Annotated in this window: 22 protein-coding genes and 1 other RNA gene; 19 read left to right on the top strand and 4 right to left on the bottom strand. The window is 63.4% G+C overall.

The annotated features are described in order from the left end of the window. Position 1: 1 nt before the first annotated feature. The 8 genes from trpB (at position 2) to ACUN9V_RS18295 (ending at position 8,726) form a co-directional block, all read left to right on the top strand. Positions 2 to 1,216, top strand: a complete 1,215-nt coding sequence (gene trpB / locus ACUN9V_RS18330) for a tryptophan synthase subunit beta (RefSeq protein WP_445512415.1) — start codon at positions 2 to 4, stop codon at positions 1,214 to 1,216. Positions 1,217 to 1,227: 11 nt separating this feature from the next. Next, positions 1,228 to 2,058, top strand: coding sequence for a tryptophan synthase subunit alpha (gene trpA, locus ACUN9V_RS18325; RefSeq protein WP_110693741.1), 831 nt, complete (start codon positions 1,228 to 1,230; stop codon positions 2,056 to 2,058). Positions 2,059 to 2,170: 112 nt separating this feature from the next. Further along, positions 2,171 to 3,106 (top strand): acetyl-CoA carboxylase, carboxyltransferase subunit beta, encoded by a 936-nt coding sequence (gene accD, locus ACUN9V_RS18320; protein ID WP_445512414.1) that lies wholly within the window; start codon positions 2,171 to 2,173, stop codon positions 3,104 to 3,106. A gap of 13 nt (positions 3,107 to 3,119) precedes the next feature. Beyond that, entirely contained in the window at positions 3,120 to 4,406 is a 1,287-nt protein-coding gene (locus ACUN9V_RS18315) for a bifunctional folylpolyglutamate synthase/dihydrofolate synthase (RefSeq protein ID WP_445512413.1), read from the top strand. A gap of 66 nt (positions 4,407 to 4,472) precedes the next feature. After that, positions 4,473 to 5,234, top strand: a complete 762-nt coding sequence (locus tag ACUN9V_RS18310; RefSeq protein WP_445512412.1) for an SPOR domain-containing protein — start codon at positions 4,473 to 4,475, stop codon at positions 5,232 to 5,234. Then, complete coding sequence (locus ACUN9V_RS18305; protein ID WP_439285187.1) at positions 5,234 to 5,893, top strand: CvpA family protein; 660 nt, start codon at positions 5,234 to 5,236, stop codon at positions 5,891 to 5,893. Before ACUN9V_RS18310 ends, ACUN9V_RS18305 begins: the two co-directional genes overlap by 1 nt. 30 nt (positions 5,894 to 5,923) lie before the next feature. After that, entirely contained in the window at positions 5,924 to 7,438 is a 1,515-nt protein-coding gene (gene purF / locus ACUN9V_RS18300) for an amidophosphoribosyltransferase (protein WP_445512411.1), read from the top strand. 70 nt (positions 7,439 to 7,508) lie between these two features. Then, positions 7,509 to 8,726, top strand: a complete 1,218-nt coding sequence (locus ACUN9V_RS18295) for an O-succinylhomoserine sulfhydrylase (protein ID WP_445512410.1) — start codon at positions 7,509 to 7,511, stop codon at positions 8,724 to 8,726. A gap of 502 nt (positions 8,727 to 9,228) precedes the next feature. On the opposite strand, the gene ACUN9V_RS18290 is transcribed toward ACUN9V_RS18295, so the two are convergent. After that, positions 9,229 to 10,419: an NAD(P)/FAD-dependent oxidoreductase gene (locus ACUN9V_RS18290; RefSeq protein ID WP_445512409.1), complete on the bottom strand. Its 1,191-nt coding sequence runs from the start codon at positions 10,417 to 10,419 to the stop codon at positions 9,229 to 9,231. Between the two features lie 132 nt (positions 10,420 to 10,551). Here ACUN9V_RS18290 and dkgB point away from each other — a divergent pair, with 132 nt between their 5' ends. Beyond that, positions 10,552 to 11,364, top strand: a complete 813-nt coding sequence (dkgB, locus tag ACUN9V_RS18285; protein ID WP_445512408.1) for a 2,5-didehydrogluconate reductase DkgB — start codon at positions 10,552 to 10,554, stop codon at positions 11,362 to 11,364. Between the two features lie 61 nt (positions 11,365 to 11,425). Further along, positions 11,426 to 11,923, top strand: coding sequence for a hypothetical protein (locus ACUN9V_RS18280; RefSeq protein WP_445512407.1), 498 nt, complete (start codon positions 11,426 to 11,428; stop codon positions 11,921 to 11,923). A gap of 133 nt (positions 11,924 to 12,056) precedes the next feature. Here ACUN9V_RS18280 and ACUN9V_RS18275 read toward each other — a convergent pair whose 3' ends face one another. Together ACUN9V_RS18275 and ACUN9V_RS18270 are read right to left on the bottom strand one after the other, a co-directional pair. Then, positions 12,057 to 13,247, bottom strand: coding sequence for an amino acid aminotransferase (locus ACUN9V_RS18275; RefSeq protein ID WP_445512406.1), 1,191 nt, complete (start codon positions 13,245 to 13,247; stop codon positions 12,057 to 12,059). A gap of 182 nt (positions 13,248 to 13,429) precedes the next feature. After that, on the bottom strand, positions 13,430 to 14,458 hold the full coding sequence (locus ACUN9V_RS18270; RefSeq protein ID WP_445512405.1) for an aldo/keto reductase: 1,029 nt from the start codon (positions 14,456 to 14,458) through the stop codon (positions 13,430 to 13,432). Between the two features lie 334 nt (positions 14,459 to 14,792). Here ACUN9V_RS18270 and ffs point away from each other — a divergent pair. The 7 genes from ffs to ACUN9V_RS18235 all read left to right on the top strand — a co-directional run bounded on the left by ffs (position 14,793) and on the right by ACUN9V_RS18235 (position 20,524). Next, positions 14,793 to 14,889, top strand: an RNA gene (ffs, locus tag ACUN9V_RS18265) — signal recognition particle sRNA small type. A 263-nt stretch (positions 14,890 to 15,152) separates the two neighbouring features. Then, a complete protein-coding gene (dnaX, locus tag ACUN9V_RS18260; protein WP_445512404.1) occupies positions 15,153 to 17,480 on the top strand; it encodes a DNA polymerase III subunit gamma/tau in 2,328 nt (775 codons plus the stop codon). 39 nt (positions 17,481 to 17,519) lie between these two features. Continuing rightward, positions 17,520 to 17,846, top strand: coding sequence for a YbaB/EbfC family nucleoid-associated protein (locus ACUN9V_RS18255; RefSeq protein ID WP_075561717.1), 327 nt, complete (start codon positions 17,520 to 17,522; stop codon positions 17,844 to 17,846). After that, positions 17,846 to 18,451 carry a recombination mediator RecR gene (recR, locus tag ACUN9V_RS18250; RefSeq protein WP_075561718.1) on the top strand — a complete coding sequence of 202 codons (606 nt, stop codon included), beginning with the start codon at positions 17,846 to 17,848 and terminating at the stop codon, positions 18,449 to 18,451. The genes ACUN9V_RS18255 and recR overlap by 1 nt, the downstream gene beginning before the upstream one ends. 86 nt (positions 18,452 to 18,537) lie before the next feature. Then, positions 18,538 to 19,662 carry a ribonuclease D gene (locus ACUN9V_RS18245; protein ID WP_445512403.1) on the top strand — a complete coding sequence of 375 codons (1,125 nt, stop codon included), beginning with the start codon at positions 18,538 to 18,540 and terminating at the stop codon, positions 19,660 to 19,662. After that, complete coding sequence (locus ACUN9V_RS18240; protein ID WP_445512402.1) at positions 19,659 to 19,991, top strand: YcgL domain-containing protein; 333 nt, start codon at positions 19,659 to 19,661, stop codon at positions 19,989 to 19,991. The genes ACUN9V_RS18245 and ACUN9V_RS18240 overlap by 4 nt, the downstream gene beginning before the upstream one ends. 77 nt (positions 19,992 to 20,068) lie before the next feature. Continuing rightward, positions 20,069 to 20,524 (top strand): YcgN family cysteine cluster protein, encoded by a 456-nt coding sequence (locus tag ACUN9V_RS18235; RefSeq protein ID WP_445512401.1) that lies wholly within the window; start codon positions 20,069 to 20,071, stop codon positions 20,522 to 20,524. 150 nt (positions 20,525 to 20,674) lie between these two features. Here ACUN9V_RS18235 and ACUN9V_RS18230 read toward each other — a convergent pair whose 3' ends face one another. After that, positions 20,675 to 22,762, bottom strand: coding sequence for a S9 family peptidase (locus tag ACUN9V_RS18230; RefSeq protein WP_445512400.1), 2,088 nt, complete (start codon positions 22,760 to 22,762; stop codon positions 20,675 to 20,677). A gap of 291 nt (positions 22,763 to 23,053) precedes the next feature. Between ACUN9V_RS18230 and ACUN9V_RS18225 the strand changes: the two genes are divergently transcribed. Continuing rightward, a complete protein-coding gene (locus ACUN9V_RS18225) occupies positions 23,054 to 23,455 on the top strand; it encodes a hypothetical protein (RefSeq protein ID WP_445512399.1) in 402 nt (133 codons plus the stop codon). 74 nt (positions 23,456 to 23,529) lie between these two features. After that, entirely contained in the window at positions 23,530 to 25,332 is a 1,803-nt protein-coding gene (locus ACUN9V_RS18220; protein ID WP_445512398.1) for a VWA domain-containing protein, read from the top strand. The last annotated feature ends 133 nt before the right edge of the window (positions 25,333 to 25,465 follow it).

Genomic DNA, 25,465 nt, shown 5'->3' with positions numbered 1-25,465 from the left:
CGTGAGCCGATTCCACGACTTGACGCAACTTCCGGACGCTCGCGGCCACTTCGGCCCTTACGGTGGCCGCTTCGTTTCCGAGACCCTGAGTTTCGCCCTCGAAGAGCTCGAGACCATCTACGCGAGCCTCAAGGACGATCCCGAATTCCAGGCCGAGTTCGACCGTGATCTGAAGCATTACGTCGGCCGGCCGTCGCCGCTCTATCACGCCGAGCGCTGGTCTCGCGAGATCGGCGGCGCCCAGATCTGGCTCAAGCGCGAAGATCTGAATCACACCGGCGCGCACAAGGTGAACAACACCATCGGTCAGGCCCTGCTGGCCAAGAAGTCCGGCAAGCCCCGAGTGATCGCCGAGACCGGCGCCGGCCAGCATGGCGTCGCCACGGCCACGGTCGCCGCGCGGCTGGGGCTGAAGTGCGAAATCTACATGGGCGCCGAAGACGTCGAGCGTCAGAAGCTCAACGTCTACCGCATGCATCTGCTGGGCGCCAAGGTGGAGCCGGTGGAGTCCGGCTCGCGCACGCTCAAGGATGCGATGAACGAGGCGCTGCGGGATTGGGTGACCAACGTCGACGATACCTTCTATATCATCGGCACGGTGGCGGGGCCGCATCCGTATCCGATGCTGGTGCGTGACTTCAGCGCAATCGTCGGCCGCGAAGCGCGCCAGCAATCGCTGGAACAGATCGGCCGGCTGCCGGACGCGCTGGTGGCCTGCGTCGGTGGCGGTTCCAATGCCATGGGGCTGTTTTACCCGTTCGTCGAGGATGACGATGTCACCATGTACGGCGTCGAGGCCGGCGGTGAAGGCGTTGCCACCGGACGCCACGCCGCGCCGTTGACCGCCAATGCGCCGCGCGGCGTGCTGCACGGCAACCGGACCTACCTGATGTCCGACGAAGGTGGCCAGGTCGCCGATACGCAGTCGATCTCCGCCGGCCTGGATTACCCCGGCGTCGGCCCCGAGCACGCGCTGTGGAAGGATGTCGGCCGCGTCCGTTACGTGGCGGCGGACGACAACGAGGTGCTGGCGGCGTTCCGCGAGTTGACGCTGGTCGAGGGCATCATGCCGGCTCTGGAATCCGCGCATGCCCTGGCACACGCCAAGAAGCTGGCGGGGGAGATGTCGCCGGACCAGCATATCGTCGTCAACCTTTCCGGCCGTGGCGACAAGGATATTCACACCGTCGCCAAGCTCGACGGCATCGAATTTTGACTGGGGTCGACATGAATCGAACCGTATCCAACCGCATCGACCGGCGTTTCGCGGCGCTCAAGGCCCAGGGTCGCACGGCGCTCATTCCCTATATCACCGCTGGCGACCCGGCGCCCGCGCACACGGTCGATTTCATGCACGCCTGCGTGGAAGCCGGTGCCGATGTGATCGAGCTCGGCGTACCGTTCTCCGATCCGATGGCCGACGGCCCGGTGATCCAGAAGGCCTGCGAGAGAGCGCTCAAGCACGGTACGCGACTGCAGCACGTGCTGGAGATGGTCGCCGAGTTTCGCCAGCGCGACGATGACACGCCGGTGGTGCTGATGGGGTATCTCAATCCCATCGAGCGAATGGGCTACGACGTCTTCACGCGTCAGGCTCAGGCTTCCGGCGTCGACGGCGTACTGGTTGTCGACATGCCGCCTGAAGAGGCTGGCGACAACGCCGCGCTGTTCGCCGAACACGGGCTGCAGTCGATTTTCCTGCTGGCGCCGACGACCTCCGACGCGCGAGCCAAGGCGATCTGCGAGCATGGCGAAGGCTATCTCTACTACGTATCGCTCAAGGGTGTGACCGGAGCCGCCACGCTGGATGCCGACGCCGTCGGCGAGCAGCTGGCAAAGCTTCGTCGCGTCACCGAGCTGCCGCTATGCGTCGGTTTCGGCATTCGCGACGGCGCCACCGCGGCGGCCATCGGCCGGGTTGCCGACGGTGTGATCGTGGGTAGCGCGCTGGTTGGCCGCATCGCCGAGCGCGCCGATGACCCGGCGTCGATACCCGCCGCGCTGAAGTCGATTCTCGGCGAAATGCGCGAAGCGCTCGACCGTGAGGCGGCCCACTGAGCCGACGCCGTCGATTTGATATCATTCGGTATTCGAAGTCTGCGTGACAGCCGTTTTCGTGATGGCTTTGGTTACCACTTTCTCTTTTGGCAAATAGGGAATCGTTCCTGACATGAGCTGGCTAGACAAGATCGTCCCGTCGATGAGCCGCACCCAGCGCAACGACCGCCGCGCCAGCGTGCCGGACGGCCTGTGGCGCAAGTGCCCGAACTGTGAAGCGGTGCTCTATCTCCCCGAGCTGGAAAAGCACCAAAACGTTTGCCCCAAGTGTCAGCATCATCTGCGGCTGACAGCGCGCAAGCGCCTCAACTGGTTCCTTGATGCCGAAGGGCGTGAAGAGATCGCGGGCGATCTTCAGCCGAACGATCGACTCAAGTTCCGCGATTCCAAGAAGTACAAGGATCGCCTGACCTCGGCCCAGAAAGCGACCGACGAAAACGATGCACTGATCGCCATGCGCGGCACGCTCGATGGCCTGCCTGTCGTCGCGGTGGCGTTCGAGTTCTCGTTCATGGGCGGTTCCATGGGCGCCGTTGTCGGCGAGAAGTTCGTGCGCGCCGCCACGCTGGCGCTCGAGAACGAGATCCCGCTGGTCTGCTTTGCCGCCTCCGGTGGCGCGCGCATGCAGGAAGCGCTGTTCTCGCTGATGCAGATGGCCAAGACCTCCGCGGCGCTGGAGAAGCTCAAGCTGGCGGGTGTGCCCTACATCTCCGTGCTGACGGATCCGGTCTTCGGCGGTGTCTCGGCCTCGCTGGCGATGCTGGGCGATCTCAACGTGGCGGAACCCAACGCGCTGATCGGTTTTGCCGGTCCACGCGTCATCGAGCAGACCGTACGCGAAACGTTGCCGGAAGGCTTCCAGCGCAGTGAATTTCTGCTCGAGCACGGCACCGTCGACATGATCGTTTCGCGGACCGAGCTGCGTGAGCGGCTGGGCAGCATTCTGCGCAAGCTGACGCATCAGCCCGCGATCGGTCAGGCGGCAGAAGAATCGCCGGACTTCTCGCCGCTGAGCGAAGAACCGAAAACTTCCCAGGCACCGCGTTAAGGGCTCTTCATTAATGAGCGCCACCCTCAACGACTGGCTGACGCGTCTTGAGCGTCAGCATCCCGTCGCCATCGATATGGGGCTCGAGCGGGTGGCGGTCGTCGCCGCCCGGCTGGGTTTGAGCGACCGGCCGATCGCACAGCGCGTGGTGGCCGTTGCCGGAACCAACGGCAAGGGTTCCACCGTGGCCATGCTCGAACGGCTGGCGCGGGCGCACGGCCTGACCACGGCCAGCTATACCTCGCCTCATCTGCTGCGCTACAACGAGCGTCTCTGTTTCGACGGCGTGGCGGCCGATGACGCCACCCTGATCGACGGCTTCGAACGTGTCGAGACGGCACGCCTGGCCGGCGAGCCCATCAGTCTGACCTATTTCGAAGCGGGCACGCTGGCAGCGCTGGTGGCGATCAGTAAGGCCCGTCCCGATCTCGCCATTCTCGAAGTCGGACTTGGCGGGCGCCTGGATGCGGTCAACGTCATCGATAGCGATGTCGCCGTCATCACTACCATTGCTCAGGATCATGCGGATTTCCTCGGCACCGATCTTGACGGAATCGGCTTCGAGAAAGCCGGCATTCTGCGGCAGTCGAAGCCGGCGGTGCTCGGTAGCCGTGACTTGCCCGCCAGTATTTCGCAGCGGATCGATGTGCTGACCGTGAACGATTACTGGCTCGGCCGGGATTTCGATCATGTCGAGGGCGGCGATGGGACGTGGCGCTGGCAGGGCCGAGCGGGTTCGGGCGATCGCTATCACCTCGATAGCTTGCCCGATCCCGGCCTGCCGCTCGACAATGCCGCAGTCGCGCTTCAGGCCCTGGACCTCTGCGGTGTGACGCCGCGGACTGCCGAGTCCCGAATGGCGATGTCCGGTGTTGGGCTGGCTGGCAGGCTGCAGTGGCAAGGGACTTGGTGCTTCGACGTGGCCCATAATCCTCACGCAGCTCGATATGTGGCCTCGCGCCTCGCGCGGCGTCCGCAGCCGACGCGGCGTATCGGCCTGCTAGGTGTGCTCAAGGACAAGGACGCCGAAGCGCTGATCGAAGCACTGCAACCCGTGATCGATGTGTGGCTGCCGGTGGGACTGCCGGGACCGCGGGGTCGTTCAGGCGAGGAGCTGGCTGAAATCATCGCTTGCGGGGGCGCGCAGGCGTTGTCACCGGCCTCGTCCCCGGCAGCGGCCGTCGACTGGTTGGTATCTCGGCTTGCCCCCGATGAAGAAGTGTTAGTATGCGGTTCGTTTCTGACCGTCGCTGGCGCGCTCGAAGCGTTCCAGACGCCACGGGATGACGAATGGCGTTGAAGTCGATCACTGGCTGTCGAAGCCTGTCTAAGGAGTTCCAGGTGCTATCAAGGAGGTCCAGGTCCTATGAAATATGGATGGCGTGAACGTATCAGCGGCGCGGTCATACTCGTCGCATTGGGGGCCATTTTTCTGCCGATGCTGTTCGATGACCCCGAGCCGCGTCAGCAGGAGCCCGGGCCCGTCATGGTCATCGAGCAGCCGGTCGGTGGCGGAGAAACGCGTCAGCGCATCATCGAGTCGCCACAGCCTCCGACCTCGGTCGCCGACGGTGGTAGCCAAGGCTCGGGTAGCCAGAGCTCGGGTAGCCAGGGTTCTGGTAATCCGGACAGCGCCAGCAGGAATTCCAGCGATGACCGTATCGGCAGCAACCCGGTGCCCGAGCCGGATACTCGCAGCCAGTTGAATGCCGGTAGCGAAGATTCGTTCGGCCAGGGCAATGCTGCCACCGGCAGCGGTAGTTCGGACGACCCGATCGCTGATATCGCGCAGGCCGAGCAGGCGCAGCCCGAACCGGAACCGAGCAAACCGGCCTCGACGCAGCAGCCTTCGACGCAGCAGGCATCTACGCCGGAACGTACTTCGGCGAGCAGCGACGGCGGCTGGGTGGTACAGGTCGGCAGTTTCGGCCAGTCCGGCAACGCCACACGACTGGCGGCGAAGCTCAAGGATCAGGGCTTTACGGCCTATTCGCAGCCCCGGGACAATAATCTGACCACGGTGTACGTCGGGCCTTTCGAGTCGTCGGACGCGGGCGAGAAAGCTCGCGCCGAGCTCAAGCAGGCGGCCAACATCCAAGGGCTGCTGATCCGCAAACCGGGTAGCTGATGACATTGACCTGGCTCGATTATGCCTTCCTGCTGGTATTGACGGTATCGATGCTGGCAGGTTTCATGCGCGGCTTGGTGAGGGAGGCGTTGGGACTTGGTGCCTGGATCGTGGCGCTGCTCGCGGCACGGGTCTTCGCCAAACCGATCGCCGATCTGCTGGAACCCTACATCTCGCATCCCGATGCGCGACTGGTACTGGGGTTCGTGCTGGTCATCTTCATCGTGGTGATGATCTGCGGTTTCATCATCCGGCTGCTCAATGCGGCGATCGAATGGGTCGGCATGGGCTTTTTCAACCGCGTGGCCGGGGCGATCTTCGGTCTGGCTCGCGGTGCGGCGATTCTGATTATCGTCACGGTGGTCATCGGGCTGACACCGCTGACGCAGCTGGGGGCGTGGCAACAGGCGCAGTTGCGACCGTCGTTCGAATCGCTACGCGAATGGGCGGTCGTGCAGTTGCAGAGTTGGGATGTCGATGCCACGGCCGCCGAGGACGCCATGCGGCAGTTGCCGATGACGCTGCCGGGAAGCGACAGCGCTTTACCCAGACCTTCACACAGCTCTTCATACAACTCTTCATCCAGCTCTTCATACAGTCGGGACGGGAAAGGCGTGACGATTGACGTTCCTGTTCCGGCCGAGAAACCGGCTCCCTGAAAGGGGCGCGACCAAGCGAGGTAAGGCGGCATGTGCGGTATCGTAGGCCTCATGGCCAATGAAGCGGTCAATCAGTTGATCTATGACGCGTTGACGGTTTTGCAGCACCGCGGACAGGATGCCGCCGGCATGATGACCTGGGATGAGGGTCGCTTTTTGCTGCGCAAGAACAACGGGCTGGTGCGTGACGTGTTTCATACGCGTCACATGAAGCGTCTGCAGGGCCATTTGGGTATCGGCCATGTGCGCTACCCGACCGCCGGAACGGCGAGCGAGGCCGAATCCCAGCCGTTCTACGTCAATTCCCCCTACGGCATCACGTTGGCCCACAACGGCAATCTGACCAACTCCGACCAGCTCAAGCAGGAGCTGTTCTCCTCGGACCTGCGTCATATCAACACCAGCTCCGATTCCGAGGTGCTGCTCAACGTGTTTGCCCATGAGTTGGGCAAGCAGGGCGTGACATTGACGCCGGAAGACATCTTCGATGCCGTTCGGCGTGTCCACCGTCGTTGCAGTGGCGGCTACGCTGCCGTGTCGATCATCAACGGCTTCGGCCTGGTGGCGTTCCGTGATCCGCATGGTATCCGCCCGGTGGTCTACGGCACCCGTGAGACCGCGGAGGGCCAGGACGTGATGATCGCCTCCGAATCGGTGGCGCTCGACGTGGCCGGCTTCGAACTGGTGCGGGATCTGGCGCCGGGCGAGGCGATCTTCGTCGACATGGATAACAATATCCATACCCAGCTGTGTGCCGAGAAGTCACGTCTGACGCCGTGTATCTTCGAGCACGTCTATCTGGCGCGGCCCGATTCCATGCTCGACGGTGCCTATGTTTACGGCACCCGGATGCAGATGGGCCGCAAGCTGGGCGATCGCATCCAGCGCGAATGGCCGGATCACGACATCGACGTGGTGATCCCGATCCCCGATACCTCGCGGACCACGGCACTGGAGCTGGCCCAGCATATCGGCGTGACCTTCCGCGAAGGCTTCATGAAGAATCGCTATATCGGCCGGACGTTCATTATGCCGGGCCAGACCCAGCGCAAGAAGTCGGTCCGCCAGAAGCTCAACGCCATTGCCAGCGAGTTCGCCGGCAAGAACGTGATGCTGGTGGACGACTCGATCGTGCGCGGGACGACCTGCAAGCAGATCATCCAGATGGCGCGCGATGCCGGCGCCAACAAGGTCTATTTCGCCTCGGCGGCACCGGCGGTGCGCTATCCCAACGTCTATGGTATCGACATGCCGGTGGCCACCGAACTGGTCGCTCACGGGCGCACCGATGCCGAAGTCGGTGAGCTGATCGGCGCCGATCGGTTGATCTATCAGGATCTGGAGGATCTCAAGGCGGCCTGCCGCGAGGTCAATCCGGCGCTCGACGATTTCGACTGTTCGGTGTTCGACGGCAACTACGTCACCGGCGATGTCGACGATGCCTATCTGGCGGCGCTGGAAACGGCACGAAACGACGCCGCCAAGTCCGGTCGCGAGAGCCTCAACGCCGTCGTCGATTTGCACAATGATAGTGAAGACGACTGATAGCCCAGACGATTGAACCTTTCGGCCCGGTGATACCTTCACCGGGTCCTGTCTTTTCGGGAGCTGCTGGATGAGTTTTGACGACGATCTCACGCCGGGGTTGGAAACGCCGGGCTCGGAAACATTAGGCCTTGAGACGCTGGCCATTCGCGCGGGGCATGAGCGTACCCACGAGCAGGAGCACGGCGAGCCTATCTTCCCGACTTCCAGCTTCGTCTACGGCAGCGCGGCGGAAGCGGCGCGCAAGTTCAGGGGCGAGGAGCCCGGCAACGTCTACTCGCGCTTCACCAACCCGACGGTGCGCAACTTCGAGCAGCGTCTGGCTGCCCTCGAGGGCGGCGAACGTTGCGTTGCCACCAGCTCGGGGATGGCGGCGATTCTCTCCACGGTGCTGGCACTGCTGAAAGCCGGCGACGAGGTGATCGTCTCGCGTTCGGTGTTCGGTTCGACCATTGCCCTTTTCGACAAGTATCTGGCCAAGTTCGGCGTCGTGCCGCGCTATGTCGAGTTGAACGATCTGGCGCAATGGGAAGCCGCGATCACGCCCAATACCCGGCTGCTGTTCGCCGAGACGCCTTCCAATCCGCTCAACGAGCTGGTCGATGTCGCGGCGCTGGCCGAGCTGGCGCATCGACACGACGCTTGGCTTGCGATCGACAATTGCTTCCTGACCCCCGTGTTGCAGCGGCCGCTGGATCTGGGGGCCGATTTGGTCATTCACTCCGCCACCAAGTATCTCGATGGTCAGGGGCGGGCGATCGGCGGCGCCGTGGTGGGTCGCAACGCCGAGCTCGAGCAGCTTTACGGCGTGGTGCGCACCTGTGGTCCGTGCATGAGTCCGTTCAACGCCTGGATATTTCTCAAGGGCCTGGAAACGCTCAGCCTGCGCATGGATGCCCATAGTCGCAATGCGCTGGCATTTGCCCAATGGCTCGAATCCCAACCTGCCATCGAGCGTGTCTATTACAGCGGCCTCGAGAGCCATCCCCAGCACGCATTGGCCAAGCGTCAGCAGAAGGGATTCGGCGCCGTCATGGGCATCGAGGTGAAGGGCGGCCAGGAGGCCGCATGGAAGGTCATCGACAATACGCGCGTGATGTCGATTACCGGCAATCTGGGCGATGTCAAGACGACGATCACTCATCCCGGCACGACCACCCATGGCCGTCTCACCGACGAACAGCGCGCCTCCGCCGGTATCCGTGACGGCTTGATCCGCATCGCGGTCGGGCTGGAAACGCTGGATGATCTCAAGGCCGATCTCGAACGGGGTCTGAAGCTGCTGTAGCTGTCGGCTCGGGTTCGACCCGGCGTCTTCGACCCGTGGCCTTCGGCAAGCCGTTACTGACCTGGGCAAAGCCCGTAAAGGCGGGGTTCAGATTGCAGACGAAGCTCTGGCGTTTTCGCTGGGGCTTTGTCGTTTCTGGGCTTTGTCATTTCTGGACGTCGACAGCCGGCGGGCTATTTCTCTGTATTACCATCTCTGTCTATTGATCGTGCATAGGGCCATACTGGTTGTCGCGTCAGCTTGACCGTCTGATGAATCAGTTCGTAGCCCAGCAGTCGGGCTGGCAACATTGGCTGTAGGTTTGTGAGGAATAGGTCATGAGTAAAGGACAGGACAGCAAGAAAAACGCCAAGAAGAAACCTCTACTGACAGCGAAAGAGAAGAAGGCTGCAAAAGCGTCAAAGAAAGCGACAACCAATGTGTTGGGTAACTAGCGCTGCCTTAGCCATCGATTCTTCGATGGCTTTATTCTGAATATCCATACCCATTTCGAGCGCTGCCTTCACGCGTTCCCCAGATAGCGCATCACTTCCCGGCGGTCGCGGCGATGCTTCCAGCGCCGAACCCAGCGACCGCGACACCACAGCGAACCGCGCCAGGCGATATCTCGCAGGTCACCCAGATTAAGCGCTTTCCAGCGTTCGAACTGATCATAGTGAAGCGTGCGGGCTTCCCCGCTGATCGCTTGACTCAGGGATTCCAGCAGCAGGGCGGCACGCTCTCGCGCCGTCGGCATCTCGGCGAGTCCGGCGGGATTCTCTCTCGCCAGAAACAGGCATGGGTCCTGTTGGCTGCGCAGCCTCGTATCGACGGCAAACCCGCCGCTCTCATCGCGGGTCAGGTTGAACAATGCCAGCGCCGGCGACGGTCGTAGATGATCGGTCACCAGCAGCAGGTCGGCATCGACCGCGCTGCCGTCGTCCAGAATCAACTGATTGCGATCATAGCGGGTCGCCGTTGCTACCAATTCCAGACGCAGCCCTCGACGAAGGAGCCGTTGCATCAGCCAGCGGTTGGCGCGTCGGCAGGCGCCGGGGATCGGGCGACGGTCGTTGTCGATCAGCGTGACCGGCAGCCGGCGGCCGTAGCGCTCGCCCAGCGCCAGCAGGTTGGCCGCGAGTTCGACACCGGCCGGGCCGTCACCGATGACGGCAACGCTGGGCAGATCGGCTGCCGCATCGGCAAGTTGCGTTTCCAGTCGCTGGCGTAACGACCACAGATCGTCGGCCGAGGCGGTGAACACACCCTTGGCGGTGTAGAAGCCGGGAATGGCATGTTCGTCGACGACCGGGGGAAGATCGACCGATAGCCAGTCATAGTCGAGCTGACGACCATCATCGAGCGTGATCCGGCGATGCTGCCGATCGACTTCCAGCACTTCCGCCACGAGATGGATGCCACCGTGGACGGCGATACGAGCCGCGGGCAGGCGGACATCATCGAGCTGCCACTCGCCGCCGAGCATGCCACCGAGCCAATCGGGGAAGGCGAAGTCCTGCCGCGTCACCAGTGTCACGTTGGCGCCTTGCCGAGCGAGACGTTGGACATGGGCGGCAATGTGAAGATGGCAATCACCGTTGCCGACGAGTACGACGTTGACTTGCCGAGTACCGGGTTGACCCGGAGCGGAGCGATCTTTATCGGGAAGCGCCGAGCGGTGGCGATCGGTAGATGACGGCTGAGTTTCTGGCATGCCTCGATCCGGGCAGGAAGTCGAACTTCAGTCTAGCATGGAGAGCGGGTGGGGCTTGAAGACGTCGTTTTTCGTCTGCACTTCTTCAGTCGTCGTTCGGTTCCATCGATCTTGAATCCAAGGAGAATGTTCATGGCACGTCATATTCTGCCGCAACCCGGCCTGGGAACCTATCGCCTCAAGGAACAGGCGGTGATCGATTCGGTGACCTCGGCGCTCGAGCTCGGCTATCGCCACCTCGACAGCGCTCAGATGTACGAAAACGAAGTCGCCGTGGGCAAGGCGATTCGGCAAAGCAGCATTGCTCGGGACGAGCTGTTCATCACGACCAAGATCTGGTGGGACAAGCTCGAGCCGAAGGCGTTGACCGCTGCCGTCGAGGAGAGTCTGGAGAACTTCGGTCTCAAGCAGCTCGATCTGGTTCTGATTCACTGGCCGTCACCCGACGACGAGGTGCCGATGGCCAATACCGTCGCCGCGCTCGATGCCGTTCGAGCCCGCGGCCTCACGCGATATATCGGAGTTTCCAACTTCACCGTTGCCCAGATCGATGAAGCTCTCAGCCTGCCGGGCGGCGAGAACATCGTTACCAATCAGATCGAGGTGCATCCGTTTCTGGCCAATCGAAAGCTGGTCGAACACTGTCAGGCGAAAGGCCTGGACGTGACCGCCTACATGCCGCTGGCGGTGGGCAAGGTGATGGACGATCCCGTGCTCAAGCGCATCGCCGAGGCCCATGACGCCTCTCCGGCGCAAATCGCCCTGGCCTGGATCGCGGCGCGGGATATCATCGTGATTCCGTCCTCGACCAAACCGGCCAATCAGAAGTCGAACCTCGAGGCGATCGACATTCGTCTCAGCGACGACGAGATCGAGCAGATCGACCGTCTCGATCGGGGCGACCGCCAGGCCAATCCTTCGTTCGCACCGAAATGGGATGAGTGACGCCTGAATTTTTGCCACTTCCGTGGGTCTCAGGAGCGTTACCGTCTCAAGAGGAAACGCGATGCGTACGCGAACGATGGGTAGGCGACTGGCGTCTTGCCTGTGTGTGGGTTTGCTGGCCGGCGGCCTGACATTGCCGGTCTGGGCTCAGGCCCAGAGCCAGAAGCAGGAGCAGGAGCAGGAGCAGGAGCAGGAGCAGGAGCAGGAAAGTGGAGGCGGTGCCAATGATTCCAGCCTCGCCGTTCAGCAGGATAGCGACGAGCCTCAAGCACCGGCCAATGCGTCGCAGGTCGATCACGACTCGATCGAGAAGTCCGGGGGCGTGGGGCGAGAGAACGCCGGCTTCACCGATGGCGGCGCCCAGACGCCGGTCGATCAGCGACCCAACGCGCTGAGCTTCGACCAGCTCGATGTCGATGGTGATGGCGTGATCGACGAGGAAGAAGCCGTCAGCGCCAATCAGCAGACGATGTTTCAGCAGCTCGGTGATTCCAAAGCGGGCGGTGTCACGCGAGAGCGGTTCGAGCAGGCGATGGGCGCCGATACGCTGACCGACTGATGCTCGCCAGCCATCACGCTCACGACGTCATGCCATTAACGTACGAGACATCGATGGCGGTATGACGCAAAAAAATCCCGGCCTAGGCCGGGATTTTTTCGATCTGCCACGTTATTTCCGCGTCGGATCAGGTTCAGTCGACCACCGCTGCGATCGCCTTGGCCACGTAGGGCAGGTTCTCGCCAGTGAAGCCGGCAACGTTAGCCCGGCCCGAGCCAACCATATAGATGCTGAACTCGTCGCGCAGACGCTTGACCTGCTCGGTGGAGAGGCCGGTGTAGGAGAACATGCCGCGCTGCTCGGCCACGTGAGCGAAGCGCTGATCGAGCCCGTAGGGTTTGAGCGAATCGACCAGATCGCGACGCAGCGTATTGATGCGATCGCACATCTCGGTCAGTTCGCTTTTCCAGAGCTGGGTCAGTTCCTCTGACTCGAGGATGTCGACCACGATGGCAGCGCCGTGAGACGGTGGCGTGGAGTAGTTTTCGCGCGCGACGATCGCCATCTGGGAACGAACGTTTTCCATCTGCTCGGCGGTCTTGGCAATCACGATCAGGCAGCCAGTGCGCTCGCGGTAAAGACCGAAATTCTTCGAGCAGGAGCTGGTGATCAGCATTTCGTCGAGATTTTCGGCCAGCAGGCGGGCGCCGAAAGCGTCGACATCCAGACCGTCACCGAAACCCTGGTAGGCGAAGTCGACCAGCGGCAGCAGCTTTCGCTCCTGAACAACGGCCAGCACCTGACGCCATTGATCCTGATTCAGATCGAAGCCGGACGGGTTGTGGCAACAAGCGTGGAGCAGCACGACATCGCCCTGCGGAATCTGCTTGAGCGCCGTCAGCATGCCGTCGAAGTCGAGACGGTTATCTTCATCGACGTAGGGATAGCGCTGGATCGGAATCTCGGCGCCTTCGAAGATGCCGATGTGATTGGGCCAGGTCGGGTTGGAGAGCCACACGCTCTTGCCCGGCAGCTGGGTACGGATGAAATCCGCCGCCAGACGCAGCGCGCCAGTGCCGCCCGGTGACTGGGTGGCACTGGCGCGGTTGGCGGCCAGCACCGGTGAGCCGGCACCCAGCACCAGGGGCAGAATCGCCTTGCCGTAGCGCGGATCACCGTGAGAGCCGATATAGCTCTTGGTCGTCTCGCTCTTCAGCAGGCGCGCCTCAGCCTGTTTCACCGCGCGCATGATCGGGGTGTGACCATCGGGATCCCGATAGACGCCGACCCCGAGATCGACCTTCTGCGGATTGGAATCCTGATTGTAAGCTTCGATCAGTCCAAGGATGGCGTCTCCGGGGACCCGCTCGATCTTCTCAAACATTAGCGTGCACTACCTCGCTGTTTCTGGGGACCATGACGATCTTTTGACAACTCATGGCATGATGCCACTGCCCATGGCGATCCGCCACTCGGGCCGGGCCGGCGCCTGCGAACACCTGGTCGAAGCCGCGGCTGTTCGAAGCCCGCAGCTATTCGATTACCACGACTACTCGGATCCAACGACTACTCGAATCCGACGACCTCGTGCGGCACGTAGGGCGCCTCGAGCTGCCAGACCTCGTCCGCCGTCAGCGTGATCTCCAGTGCGGCCAGCGCCTGATCCAGATGATGCGATTTGCTGGCGCCGACGATCGGTGCGGTAATGCCGGGCTTTTGCAGCACCCAGGCCAACGCGATCTGCGCAGGCGAAACGCTGCGGGACTCGGCGACCTTCTGCAGCGCCTCGATCACCGGGGCATCGCGATCGAGGCCCAGCTTCCAATTGCGCATCTGCTCGTCGCTCTTGGCGCGGGTAGTGCTGCCTTCGCTTCCCACCGGCTTGCTGCCGGCGAGAATGCCGCGAGCCAGCGGGCTCCAGGGAATGACACCCACGCCCTGGTCGAGGCACTGCGGAATCATCTCGCGCTCTTCCTCGCGGTAGATCAGGTTGACCATCGGCTGCATCGTCGCGAACTTCGTCCAGCCATTGCGCTCGGCGACGTGCTGAGCCTTGGCGAACTGCCAGGCATGCATGCTGGATGCGCCGATGTAGCGTGCCTTACCCGCCTTGACGACTTCATGGAGCGCTTCCATGGTTTCTTCGATGGGCGTGTCGTAATCCCAGCGATGGGTCTGGTAGAGATCGACGTAATCCATGCCCAGGCGCTCGAGCGAGGCATCGATGGCGTGGTGGATGTGCTTGCGCGACAGCCCGCGCTCGTTGGGAGATTTGTTGCCGGTCGGGTTGTAGACCTTGGTCGCCAGCACGACCTCTTCCCGCCGCGCGAAATCCTTCAGTGCCTTGCCGACGACGCGTTCCGACTCGCCGTCGGAATACATGTCGGCGGTGTCGAAGAAATTGATCCCGGCATCCAGTGCCTGCTGGATGAAAGGGCGGCTCTGACTGTCGTCCAGAACCCAGTCGCGCCACTGGGGCGTGCCGTAGGTCATGGTGCCGAGACATAAAGGAGAAACCTTGAGGCCGGTGCGGCCGAGACGACGATATTCCATGCTGAAGCTCCCGGTGAAATAGGGATGTTGGGCGTCATTCACCATAGCACTCCTTTGCCGCGGGTGAAGCCATCGACCCGATGAGCTGGGCATCGTCAGGCCGGGCATCGTCAGCCCGGGCATCGTCAGCCCGGGCATCGTCAGCCCGGGCATCGTCAGCCCGGGCTCGGCCTGGGATCGGCCCGGGTGTGGATCGAGTCGGCAAAATCCGCGCGAATCGGCTAGCGCTATCCAGGTCACCGGTTGCCGGCCGGCAATCGCGCTGGTATAGTACGCCCCGCTCGGCAACGTCTTGAAGAGACAGGCTTTGTCGGCTTTCGATCTCATCCATGTCATTGCTAGATCGGTCATAGATGAATCGAGCTATGGTGGCCCTTACCGGTCCTCCCGCAACGCAAAACCGCAAACCCCGCCAGGCCCGGAAGGGAGCAACGGTAGTGGTGGTCGCGTGTGCCGGGATGTGGCTGGTCGGGGCCGCCTCCATTTCAGGGCTCTATTTCTAGGTTCTATCCGATTTGGCCCGCTATGGATTCAGGCGACCAAGTCGCCGCCTCCCGCCTCGTCAGTTTTCTCCCGACCCTGCTAGAATGGCCCGATCACTGTCGGATCTTCCGGATCATCGACGCTGGGCACCCACGTTTCGACCGTGGTTTCGATATGAGCTTTGATCGTGCCCGCGCCGACTCCTTTCGATCACGCCTAGCCGCGAGCCTATCAGCGAGGAGTATCGCGCCGCATGAGTTATCAGGTTCTGGCCCGTAAATGGCGCCCGCGTACCTTTCACGAACTGGTCGGTCAGGAGCATGTCAGCCGTGCGCTGGTCAACGCGCTCGATCAGGGAAGATTGCATCACGCCTATCTGTTCACCGGTACCCGCGGTGTCGGCAAGACGACGCTGGCGCGCATTCTGGCCAAGTGTCTCAACTGCGAGCAAGGCGTGACGTCGAAGCCGTGTGGCCAGTGCCAGACCTGCCGCGATATCGACAGCGGCCGTTTCGTCGATCTGATCGAGGTCGACGCCGCCTCGCGCACCAAGGTGGAAGATACCCGCGAACTGCTGGACAACGTGCAGTACGCGCCGACCCAGGGGCGTTACAAGGTGTACCTCATCGATGAGGTGCACATGCTGTCGACGCACAGTTTCAACGCGCTGCTCAAGACGCTGGAAGAGCCGCCGCCTCACGTCAAGTTTCTGCTGGCGACCACCGATCCGCAGAAGCTGCCGGTGACGGTGCTTTCGCGCTGCCTGCAGTTCACGCTCAAGAACATGCCGCCGGAACGCGTCGTCGAGCATCTGACTCGCGTTCTCGAAGCCGAGCAGGTCGCTTTCGATCCCCAGGCGCTGTGGCTGCTCGGCAAGGCGGCCGACGGCTCGATGCGCGATGCCATGAGCCTGACCGATCAGGCCATCGCCTTTGGTGACGGCGAGGTGCGGCGCGAAGACGTGGCCGCCATGCTCGGCACGCTGGACCACGCGCATCTCATCGCGCTGGCCCAGGCGCTGGCGGATGTCGACGCCGAACGGCTGCTGGCCGAGGTCGCGGCGCTTGCAGAACAGGGGCCCGATTTTGCCGGGGTGCTCGATGAACTGTCCGGGCTGATGCATCGTCTGGCCATCGCGCAGATGGTCCCCGGCGCCCTGGACAATGGCCACGGCGATCGGGACGAACTGCTGGCACTGGCCGGGCGTTTCACGGCGGAAGACGTTCAGCTCTATTACCAGATCGCGCTGCAGGGGCGAGGAGACATCGACAACGCCCCGGATACCCGCTCGGCGCTGGAAATGATGCTGCTGCGCATGCTGGCGTTCCGGCCTCAGGGCGTGCCGACACCGCCGCAGACCGACCTGCCGCTGCGGGGCAGCCAGCACGCCGGCGGGCAGCCCGAAGTGGCGCGCCAAACCGCGAGCCAGCCGGCGCCCGGCCATCAGGAGATGAATCGGCCTGAGGTTGCTCCGTCAGCGGTAGATCAGTCAGAAGGTGCTAGCTCAGAAGGTGCTCTGTCAGCGGTAGATCAGTCAGAAGGTGCTAGGTCAGAAGGCGGTCCGTCAGAAACGGGCCAGTCACGGGCTGGTCAACGAGAAGAGATCGAGACAGCGACCGGCCAGGGCGAAGAACCCGTTCAAGCGGAGGATCAGGTCGAGCAGAGTGTCGCCCCGGCCCAGTCGGTGACGAATGACAGCCCGCCGGCGATGGATGACCGGCCGCCATGGGCGACCGATGCCGAGCCCGTCGAGGCGCGGCGAGAAGGGGGAGCAGCGCCGGAAACGCCGGTCTCCCCGGCGGCTCGGGGGCCGGAATCCACGTCGGCAGACGCGCCATCCGGTGACTCCGTCGATGCCGCGGATCGCGTCGATGACGATCACGACGATGATGGCGCTGGCAATATCAAGACCGAGAGCGATTTCGCTACCGAAACCGAATTCGACAGCAATGCCAATTTCGACGACGGCGATAATTTCGATAACGGCGCCAGTGTCGATAGCGATGCTTACGCCTGGGCAGAGCAGGCGGATTCGCTGTCGCACGCTGCGCCTGCGCCACAGACCGAATTGGCGCCCTCTCCGCCAACGTCGAATGGTGAGGTCGAAGCGACGCCGCAACTCGCATCGGCGGTCGACGAGCGCGAACCGATCGTCCAGACGGCTGCGGCTGCGGCTGCCGCGACGGAGCCGCTCGATCACGCGCGGTGGCTGGCGCAGTTCGACCAGCTCGACATCGGCGGCCTGACCCGCAATCTCGCTGCGCACTGCGTCGTCGACAGCGACGATGGCAGCGTGCTCAGGATCACGCTGGATCCGGGGCAGTCGGCGATGCTCTCGGAGCTTCATGTCGAACGTATCCGCAAGGCCCTGGCGGGGCTCGGCTATGTCCGCCGCCTAGAGATCGACGTCGCCGAGCTGGATGGCGCTCGCGAAACCGCCAAGGCCAAGCGCGACCGCGAGTCCCGCGAACGCCATCTCCGAGCCGTTGAAGCGCTCCGGGGTGACCCGCATATTCAGGAACTGGAGGCGCGTTTCGGCGCCCGTTTGATCGAAGAGAGCGTCACCACCGCGCGTGTGTGACGCTCGCAAGCCATGGATTCAATCTCGAAGGAGTTCGTCATGTTCAAGGGTGGCATGGGCAACCTGATGAAGCAGGCTCAGGAAATGCAGGAAAAGATGCAGCAGGTTCAGGAAGAGATCGCCCAGATGGAAGTCTCTGGCGAGGCCGGAGCCGGCATGATCAAGGTCACCATGAACGGCCGTCATGATGTCAGCCGGGTCGAGATCGATCCGTCGCTGATGCAGGAAGACAAGGAGCTGCTCGAGGATCTGCTGGCGGCGGCGGTCAACGACGCCTCACGCAAGGTCGAGACCCAGTCCAAGGCGCGGATGGAAGAGGTCTCGTCCGGGCTCGACTTGCCCGCCGGGATGAAGCTGCCGTTCTGATGAGCTTTTCTCCGCTGGTCGAGCAATTGCTGGAGAGTCTGCGAGTTCTGCCCGGTGTCGGACCGAAGACCGCTCAGCGCATGGCACTGCATCTGCTGGAGCGCGATCGCGACGGTGGGCGGCGGCTTTCCGAGGCGCTGACCCAGGCGATCGAACGGGTCGGCTATTGCGAACGATGTCGCACGTTGACCGAAGAGACGCTGTGTGGCGTCTGCCAGGACCCGCGTCGCGATTCGGCGCTGCTCTGCGTCGTCGAGTCGCCGGCCGACATGCTGGCGATCGAGCAGGCCGGAGGGTATCGCGGCCAGTACTTCGTGCTGCACGGTCACCTGTCGCCGCTCGACGGCATCGGGCCCGACGATATCGGCCTGGACCAGCTGGAGCTGCGCCTCTCCCACGAAACCGTCAGCGAGATCATCCTGGCGACCAACCCGACCATCGAGGGCGAAGCGACCGCGCACTACATCTCCGAGCATCTGGTGGGTCGCGAAGCGACCGTTTCACGTCTGGCCTATGGTGTGCCCATGGGTGGCGAGCTCGAGTACGTCGACGGTGGCACCTTGAGCCGAGCGTTCCAGGGTCGGCAGCCGTTTTCCCACGAATGAGACATTGCCGCGATGCCCGCGCTTTTGCCGAGACCGGCCACCTCGTGGCCTGCCACGGGTCGCGCGCGTGGCCGCAAGGAACCTGAATGAGTTTTGAGTATTCGCTACATTGGGTCGATACCCCGGAAGGGTTGCAGGCTGCTCACGATGCACTGATCACGGCGGATGTCGTGGCGCTGGATACCGAGTTCTTCCGTGAATCCAGTTTCTTTCCAGTGCCGGCGCTGCTTCAGCTGACGGCGGGAGACGTGGTCTACCTGATCGATCCGCAGGCGGTGGCGGTCAGCGAGGCGTTCCAGCAGCTGCTGAGCGGAGGGCCGCTGAAGCTGATTCACGCGTGTAGCGAGGATCTCGACGTGCTGTCGCTGTGGGCGGGCGTCACGCTGGCACCGATGGTGGATACCCAGGTTGCCGAATCTTTCCTGGGCACCGATGCGGCAATGGGCTATCGACGGCTGGTCGCGCAGCGCTGCAATGTCGATCTGCCCAAGGAAGAGACGCGTTCCAACTGGCTCGACAGGCCATTGACGCCGGCCCAGCTCGATTACGCCGCGCTCGATGTGGTGTTTCTCCCGGCGATCTGGGAACAGCAGCGTCAGGCGCTGATTCAGCTGGGGCGCGAAGATTGGCTCGCAGAGGAGTGCGCGGCGCTGAGTCTGGGTCGCGATGAGGCTGCCCACGAGCAGTGGTACACCCGGCATCGTCAGCTATGGCGCCTGACGCCGCGCCAGATCGAAGCGTACCGTGAACTCACGCTCTGGCGCGAGGCCGAGGTGCGGCGTCGCGACGTGCCGCGCGGGTGGCTGGTCAAGGACAATCTGCTGTTCGCGATCGCCGAAGCGATGCCCCAGAATCGTTATGAGCTGGCGGCCATCGACGGCATGACACCTGGTCTGATCAAGCGCGAGGGCGACGCGCTGCTGGCGCTGGTGAAGACGGCTCATCATCGTGACGAATCCGATCTTGGCGAACCGCTGCCGGTGCCGACCACCTCTGCGTTCAAGCGCCGACTGAAGGCATTGAAACAGGTGGTTCAGGCGCGCGCCGAGACGCTCGGTGTGGCGCCGGAGCGTCTCGCCAACCGGGCGGAAATGGAAGCGCTGGTCAGCGCTCATCTCAGCCAGGCACCGTTGCCGTTGCCGAGTGGCTGGCGCGGTGGGCAGCTTTCGGCGGACTGGCAGCAGGCGCTCGCCGAGCAGGCCACGGCGTGAGCGACTCGCGCCGGGGCGTCAACGATCCCAGTGTCGACCCAAGCGTCGCGGATCGATTGATCTGCGAGGTGGTCAAGAGCCCGAGACGCGACGAGATGTATCTCTATCTCGACAAGGCCCAGGGCATGACGCCGGTGCCTCCGGCGTTGCGCGAGCAGTTTGGTCCGCCGATTGCCGTAATGACGATGTTGTTGCGGCCCGAGCGTCCGCTGGTTCGCGTCGATGTGGCCCACGTCCTGGCGGCGATCCGCGAGCGGGGCTTCTATCTGCAGATGCCGCCGGCCAAGGATCCGGAAATGCTGGACCTGTTCACTCCGCGAGATGGGTGATCCTGAGGGATCTGGCCCAGGTTCACTGCAAGGCCTGGTGCCAAAGGTCCGTTCACAAGCCCTGTGAGGAAATCGATATGCGCGAACGATTCTGGGAGCGCTTTTCTCTCGAGGAACTGACGCAACCCGAATGGGAGGCGCTTTGCGACGGTTGCGGCAAGTGCTGCCTGGTCAAGATGGAAGACGCGGATACCGGCGATGTCGCCACGCTCAATGTGGCTTGCCGACTGCTGGACATCGGTAGCTGCCGCTGCAGCGACTACGACAACCGGTTTGAAAAGGTTCCGGAGTGCACTCAGCTCAGTCTCGATAATATCGATGAATTCCACTGGCTACCGCACAGCTGCGCTTATCGACGTCTTGCCGAGGGGCGCAAGCTGGCGAGCTGGCATCCGTTGCGCAGCGGCAATGATCGCCGCATGCACGAACGTCAGATGAGCGTGCGCCACTTTGGCGTCAGCGAGGCCGAGGTCGATGAGGCCGACTACGAGGCGCATATCATCGACATCATTCCGCTCGACGAACTGCCCTAGGTTTTGTCTGAAAACTGCCTGCGCTCGGCCACGCTGGCCATGATGGGGTTAGCGATCGTTCCGCTAGGCGATCGCGGTCGGCTTTTCGGGCGAGTCAGGCAATGCCGCATCCAGTCTCTGCCCTAATCCCTAATCCCTAATCCCTAATCCCTAATCCCTAATCCCTAATCCCAGGGCCCACAGCACGAAAGCATCCTGCCGCGCGTTATCCCGCCACGCCTTGAATCGACCCGAGGCGCCGCCGTGTCCGGCCGCCATGTCGGTTCGTAGAACGATCGGCCCCCGGGCGCTGCCGAGCTCGGTCATGCGCGCGTAGAGCTTGGCGGGCTCCCAGTACGGAACGCGCGAATCGTGCCAGCTCCCCTGCAGCAGTACGCTGGGGTAGGGCTGGGCGGTGAGATTGTCGAGCGGTGAATAGTCGCGAATGCGTCGCCGCGCGGCGGGCTCGTCCGGGTTGCCCCATTCGGTGTATTCAGCGGTGGTCAGCGGTAGATCGGGGTTTTCCATGGTGCGCAGTACATCGACGAACGGCACGTCGAGTACGGCCGCGCAGAATGCCTCCGGCTCGATATTGAGACTCGCCCCCACCAGCAGGCCGCCGGCACTGGCGCCGTAGGCCGCGATTCGGCCAGGGTCGGAAAGTCCTTCTCCCACCAGCGCATGGCGTGCCGCCAGAAAGTCCTTGAAGCTGTTTTCCTTATGCTCGAGTTTGCCCGCCAGATACCACGGCTCGCCACGATCACCGCCACCGCGAACATGGGCGACGGCGAACGCGACGCCGCGTGAGAGCAGCTCAAGGCGCGCAATCGAGAACCAGGGATCCAGCACTTCGCCATAGGCGCCATAGCCGTAGAGTAGCGTCGGCATCGGCGACTGGCCGAGCCTGTCGGCTCTTGCAACCACCGAAACGGGTATCCGTTCGCCGTCGTGGCCCTCTGCCCAGAGCCGGCGACAGGCCAGATCCTCTGGCCGTAGGTCGCCATGCAGAGGCTGAGCCTTGAGCAGGCGCTGCTCGCCGCTGTCGAGATCGTGCTCGATCCAGCGCCCCGGCAGAGTGAAGGACTCCTCGCGCAGAAGCAGCTTGCGGGTATGGAAATCCGGGGTGTCGCCGAGCGCAAGGCTGCAGGGTGCATCGAATAAAGGGAGTCGCTTACCGGGCGTTTCGTTCGCCGTCAGCGCGATACTGGCAAGCTCTTCACTGGAGGGTTCGGCATCGTGCGCCAGCTCGATCACGCGCAGATAGACCTGTGCCTCGTGATGGTCGCGCTCGGTGACGACCAGGCCCCAGCCGAAGGCGTCGACCCCTTCGAGCGTGACGTCATCGCGGTGCGGGATCAGCGGCGTCCAGGCATCCGGGCGCGCGACCGGCGCGCTGTCCAGCCGGAAATGAGAGCCGTCGCGGTTGTGCAGCACATAGAAGGTATCGTCACGATGCTCGAGGGCATATTCGACCCCGGTCTCTCGCGGCCGTACACATGCCGGCGGCGTCAGCGGGGCATGGGCCGGTATCAGATGACATTCGGCGGTGTCCTTCGAGGCGGTCTCCAGCATCAGCCACTGACGCGAGCGGGTTTTGCCCAGCCCGACCCAGAATTCGACGTCGGTCTCTTCGAAGATCTTCACGCTGTGATCGTCCTCGGGGCGCAACAGCCACACGCTGGCCGGGCGCTGGGTGGCGTCGTAACGCGTGAAGAACAGGGTGCGATTGTCTTCCGCCCATACCAGGTCCGGCCCGATGCGTCGGCGCAGTCGTTGCGGTTCGCCGTCCGGCAAGCGCTTCAGGTAGAGATCGAAATATTCGTTGCCGCTGGCGTCTTCGGTCCAGGCCAGCCACTCCTCGTCCGAGGAGATCGCCATGTCGCCGAGCTCGAGAAAATCGTGGGCCTGCGAGCGGGCCTCGAGATCGAGCAGCAGCTCGGGAGCGGTGGTGCTGTCCAGCGCCTGGCGCCACCACAGCGGATAATCGGCATCGCTGGCGGTCTCGCTCCAGTAGCGAAAGCGTTCCAGCGCCGTCGGCAAGCCGGTGACCTGAAGCTCGCGCCGTGCCAGATGGCCTTCATAGAGCGCCTCTTCGAGGGCCTTCAGAGGCGCGAAAAAGACATCGCTTTCACGGTTGGCAGCCCGCAGGAAAGCCTTGACCTGAGGATCGTCGCGCGACTCCAGCCAGTGCCAATCGGGGTCGTCACTGCGACGAAAGTGAATCGCGGGAGGCGTCGATGTCGTCTGCGAGCGGGTCATGATCGGGCAGAATCCTTGCGAGCGGGGTGCGGCGAACCCGGCGTGTGTAAAGAGTTCGGACGGCGATGAGTTCGGGCGATGACAAGCCCGTGCCGCGATGACGTTCGAAGCATCGATCGGAAAGAAAGCTTTGCCTCACGACAACCAGGAGTTTACCGCCGGTCAGGGACGCGGCGCGTCGACGCGAGGACCGGGCGGGGCGCTTGTGCGACCGTGCTTCCTGGCTTGAGCTGTGCTTTTTCGGCCTGAAGTGTACCATGGCACAAATCGTATGAATCGAGAGTCACTACCATGCTGTTTTCCGATTCCCTGCCGCAACTCTGGCTGAGTTACGGCGTACTGTCTCTGATCGTTCTGGTCACCGGTTATCTGGGCGTACGGCTGTTGCCGCTGCTGCCGCGACTGGTGCTGGTAGGCGTCGTCGCCGGTAGCTTGTGGATGGTGGCACCGTTTTCGCTGCCGCTACTCGAGCCGGGCCAAACCTACTCCGGTCTGGCGCCGGCGATCGTGGTAATGGCGGTAGGGGTGGTTCAGCACGACGGCGGGCAGGTTGCCGGCGCCTCTCCTCTGCTGCTGGCGGGCGCGGTTATCGGCGGCGCGCTGGGGCTGTTGGCGTGGCGCCTGCTACGCCGCCGCGATGACGACGATAGCGACGCCGGTCCGGGCGGTCGGCGCGAGCCGGTCGTCAACTGATCGCAAGACGATGAATGAGCGGACGGGGCGATTCTCGTCGCGTTCTGATACGGGTTTCGACAAGGATGCGAGAAATGCGGGCGTTGCTGTTGATCGTGACTCTGATGGCAGGGCTTCTTCCCACCTGGGCGTCGGCGCAGTCCGCGCCGGACGTGCGAATGGTCGTCGACGTATCCGGCAGCATGAAGCACAACGACCCCCACAATCTTCGTGCCGAAGCCCTGGGGCTCGCCGCGACGCTGCTGCCGCCGAGCGCCCGGGGGTCGATCTGGACGTTCGGCACGACGGTCTCCAATCCGCTGCCCAGCGGCGACGTGGCCGATACCTGGCGTCAGCGTGCCAGCGACATGGCGCCGCAACTGACCGACTATCAGCAGTTCACCGATATCGAACGCGCGCTGCGTCAGGTAGCGAATGCCGGCCCGGATAGCGCCAATCGCCATCTGATCCTGTTGACCGACGGCATGGTCGATCTGCCGGCTTCCGGTAGCGACAAGGCCGGCCACGACAACGCGTCGCGCCAGCGAATCATCCGCGAGCTGGCGCCGGAGCTGGCGTCGCGCGGCGTCGTCGTTCATCCCATCGCGCTCTCCGACAATGTCGACTTGCCGCTGCTCGAGCAGGTCGCCCAGACCACCGGCGGGCTGGCAGCCGTCGCCAATACGCCCGAGGAGCTGTTGCGGGCGTTCCTCGATGTCCTCGATCGGATTCTGCCCGGTGATCAGATACCCCTCGACGAGCAGCAGCGCTTCAGCGTCGATGACGATATCGATGAGTTCAACGCCTTGCTGTTTCACGCGCCGGGCGTGGATTCGCCGGTGTTGGTCGGTCCCGACGGTCGACGTTACTCGCGCGATGATCACCCGGGTTCCGTGGAGTGGCAGAGTAGCGACCGCTACGACCTGATCACCGTACCCGACCCGACGCCGGGCCAATGGCAGATCGAGGGCGATATCGGTGCCGATAGCCGTATCGGCATTCAGGCCGACACCGTGCTGCGTGGCGACCAGCTCCCGGCAACGCTGTATCGCGGTTTCTCGACGCCGCTGGAGGTATGGCTGGAAGCCGACGGCAAGACGCTCGACGCCGACGCGCGTCCCGAGGGGCTGAGCGTTAACGCCGAGCTACGTGATCTCGATGGCGCCTCGCTCGCCGAGACGCCGCTGTCGGCGTCCGATGATCATTTCCGTGGAGAGCTGCCGGGCGTCGAGCAGCTCGGCAACGCGCGCCTGACCATTACCGCCCGCAGCGACCAGATGATTCGCCAGCAGGTGCAGACGGTCAACGTGGTGGCGGCGCTGAGTGCCGTGCTGAGTTCGGATGGCACCCAAATCGTGGTTCGCGCCAATCACCCGGATCTCAACGTCGACAACACCCAGCTCAGCGCGAGTCTCACCGGCCGGTCGCTCGACGTGCGCCAGACCGGGGATCGTGAGTGGACGATCGACGTGCCTAAGACAGATCCCAACGAGTCACTGCCTGTCAAGATCGTCGCGGAGGCGCAGGTCGAGGGTCGCACGCTGCACTTCGATCTGCCGGTGGTGCGGCTCAATCCCGACGCCGCCGTCGGTCTTAGCGGTGCGGACCTCGATCGCGGTATCGTCAGCGAATCTCGCCAGCAGGACGATAGCGTGGGCAGCGGCGACGAGGAGAGTGACGCTTTTCTCGATGGCCTGACCGCCTCGCAGATGGCCGACATCGCGGTCGACAAGACGCGCCAGGGGTGGCGGATCGCCAAACCCTACCTGGAGACCTACGCGCAGCGTCCGGTAACGTGGATCGTCATCGCGCTCATCCTGCTGCTGTGGGTGCTGCTACGCTGGCGAGGCGCGGTCAAGCGCCGCCGGCTGGCTCGACGCTCGGAGCCATCGATCTGAGCGTCGGGCTCGAGCGCCCATCGCCAGCTCGATCGAAGCTCGGACCTGATGGCAAGATCGATGTGAATCGGGCTCCGCTAGGCAGCGCTGCCGCTCGCCTACCACCTTGGTGGCAGCGCCTTGCCGTCGTGAT

This window comes from Salinicola sp. V024 (assembly GCF_052645315.1).
The sequence above is the reverse complement of the archived record's forward strand: the minus strand, read 5'-3'. Positions and strand labels throughout refer to the sequence as shown.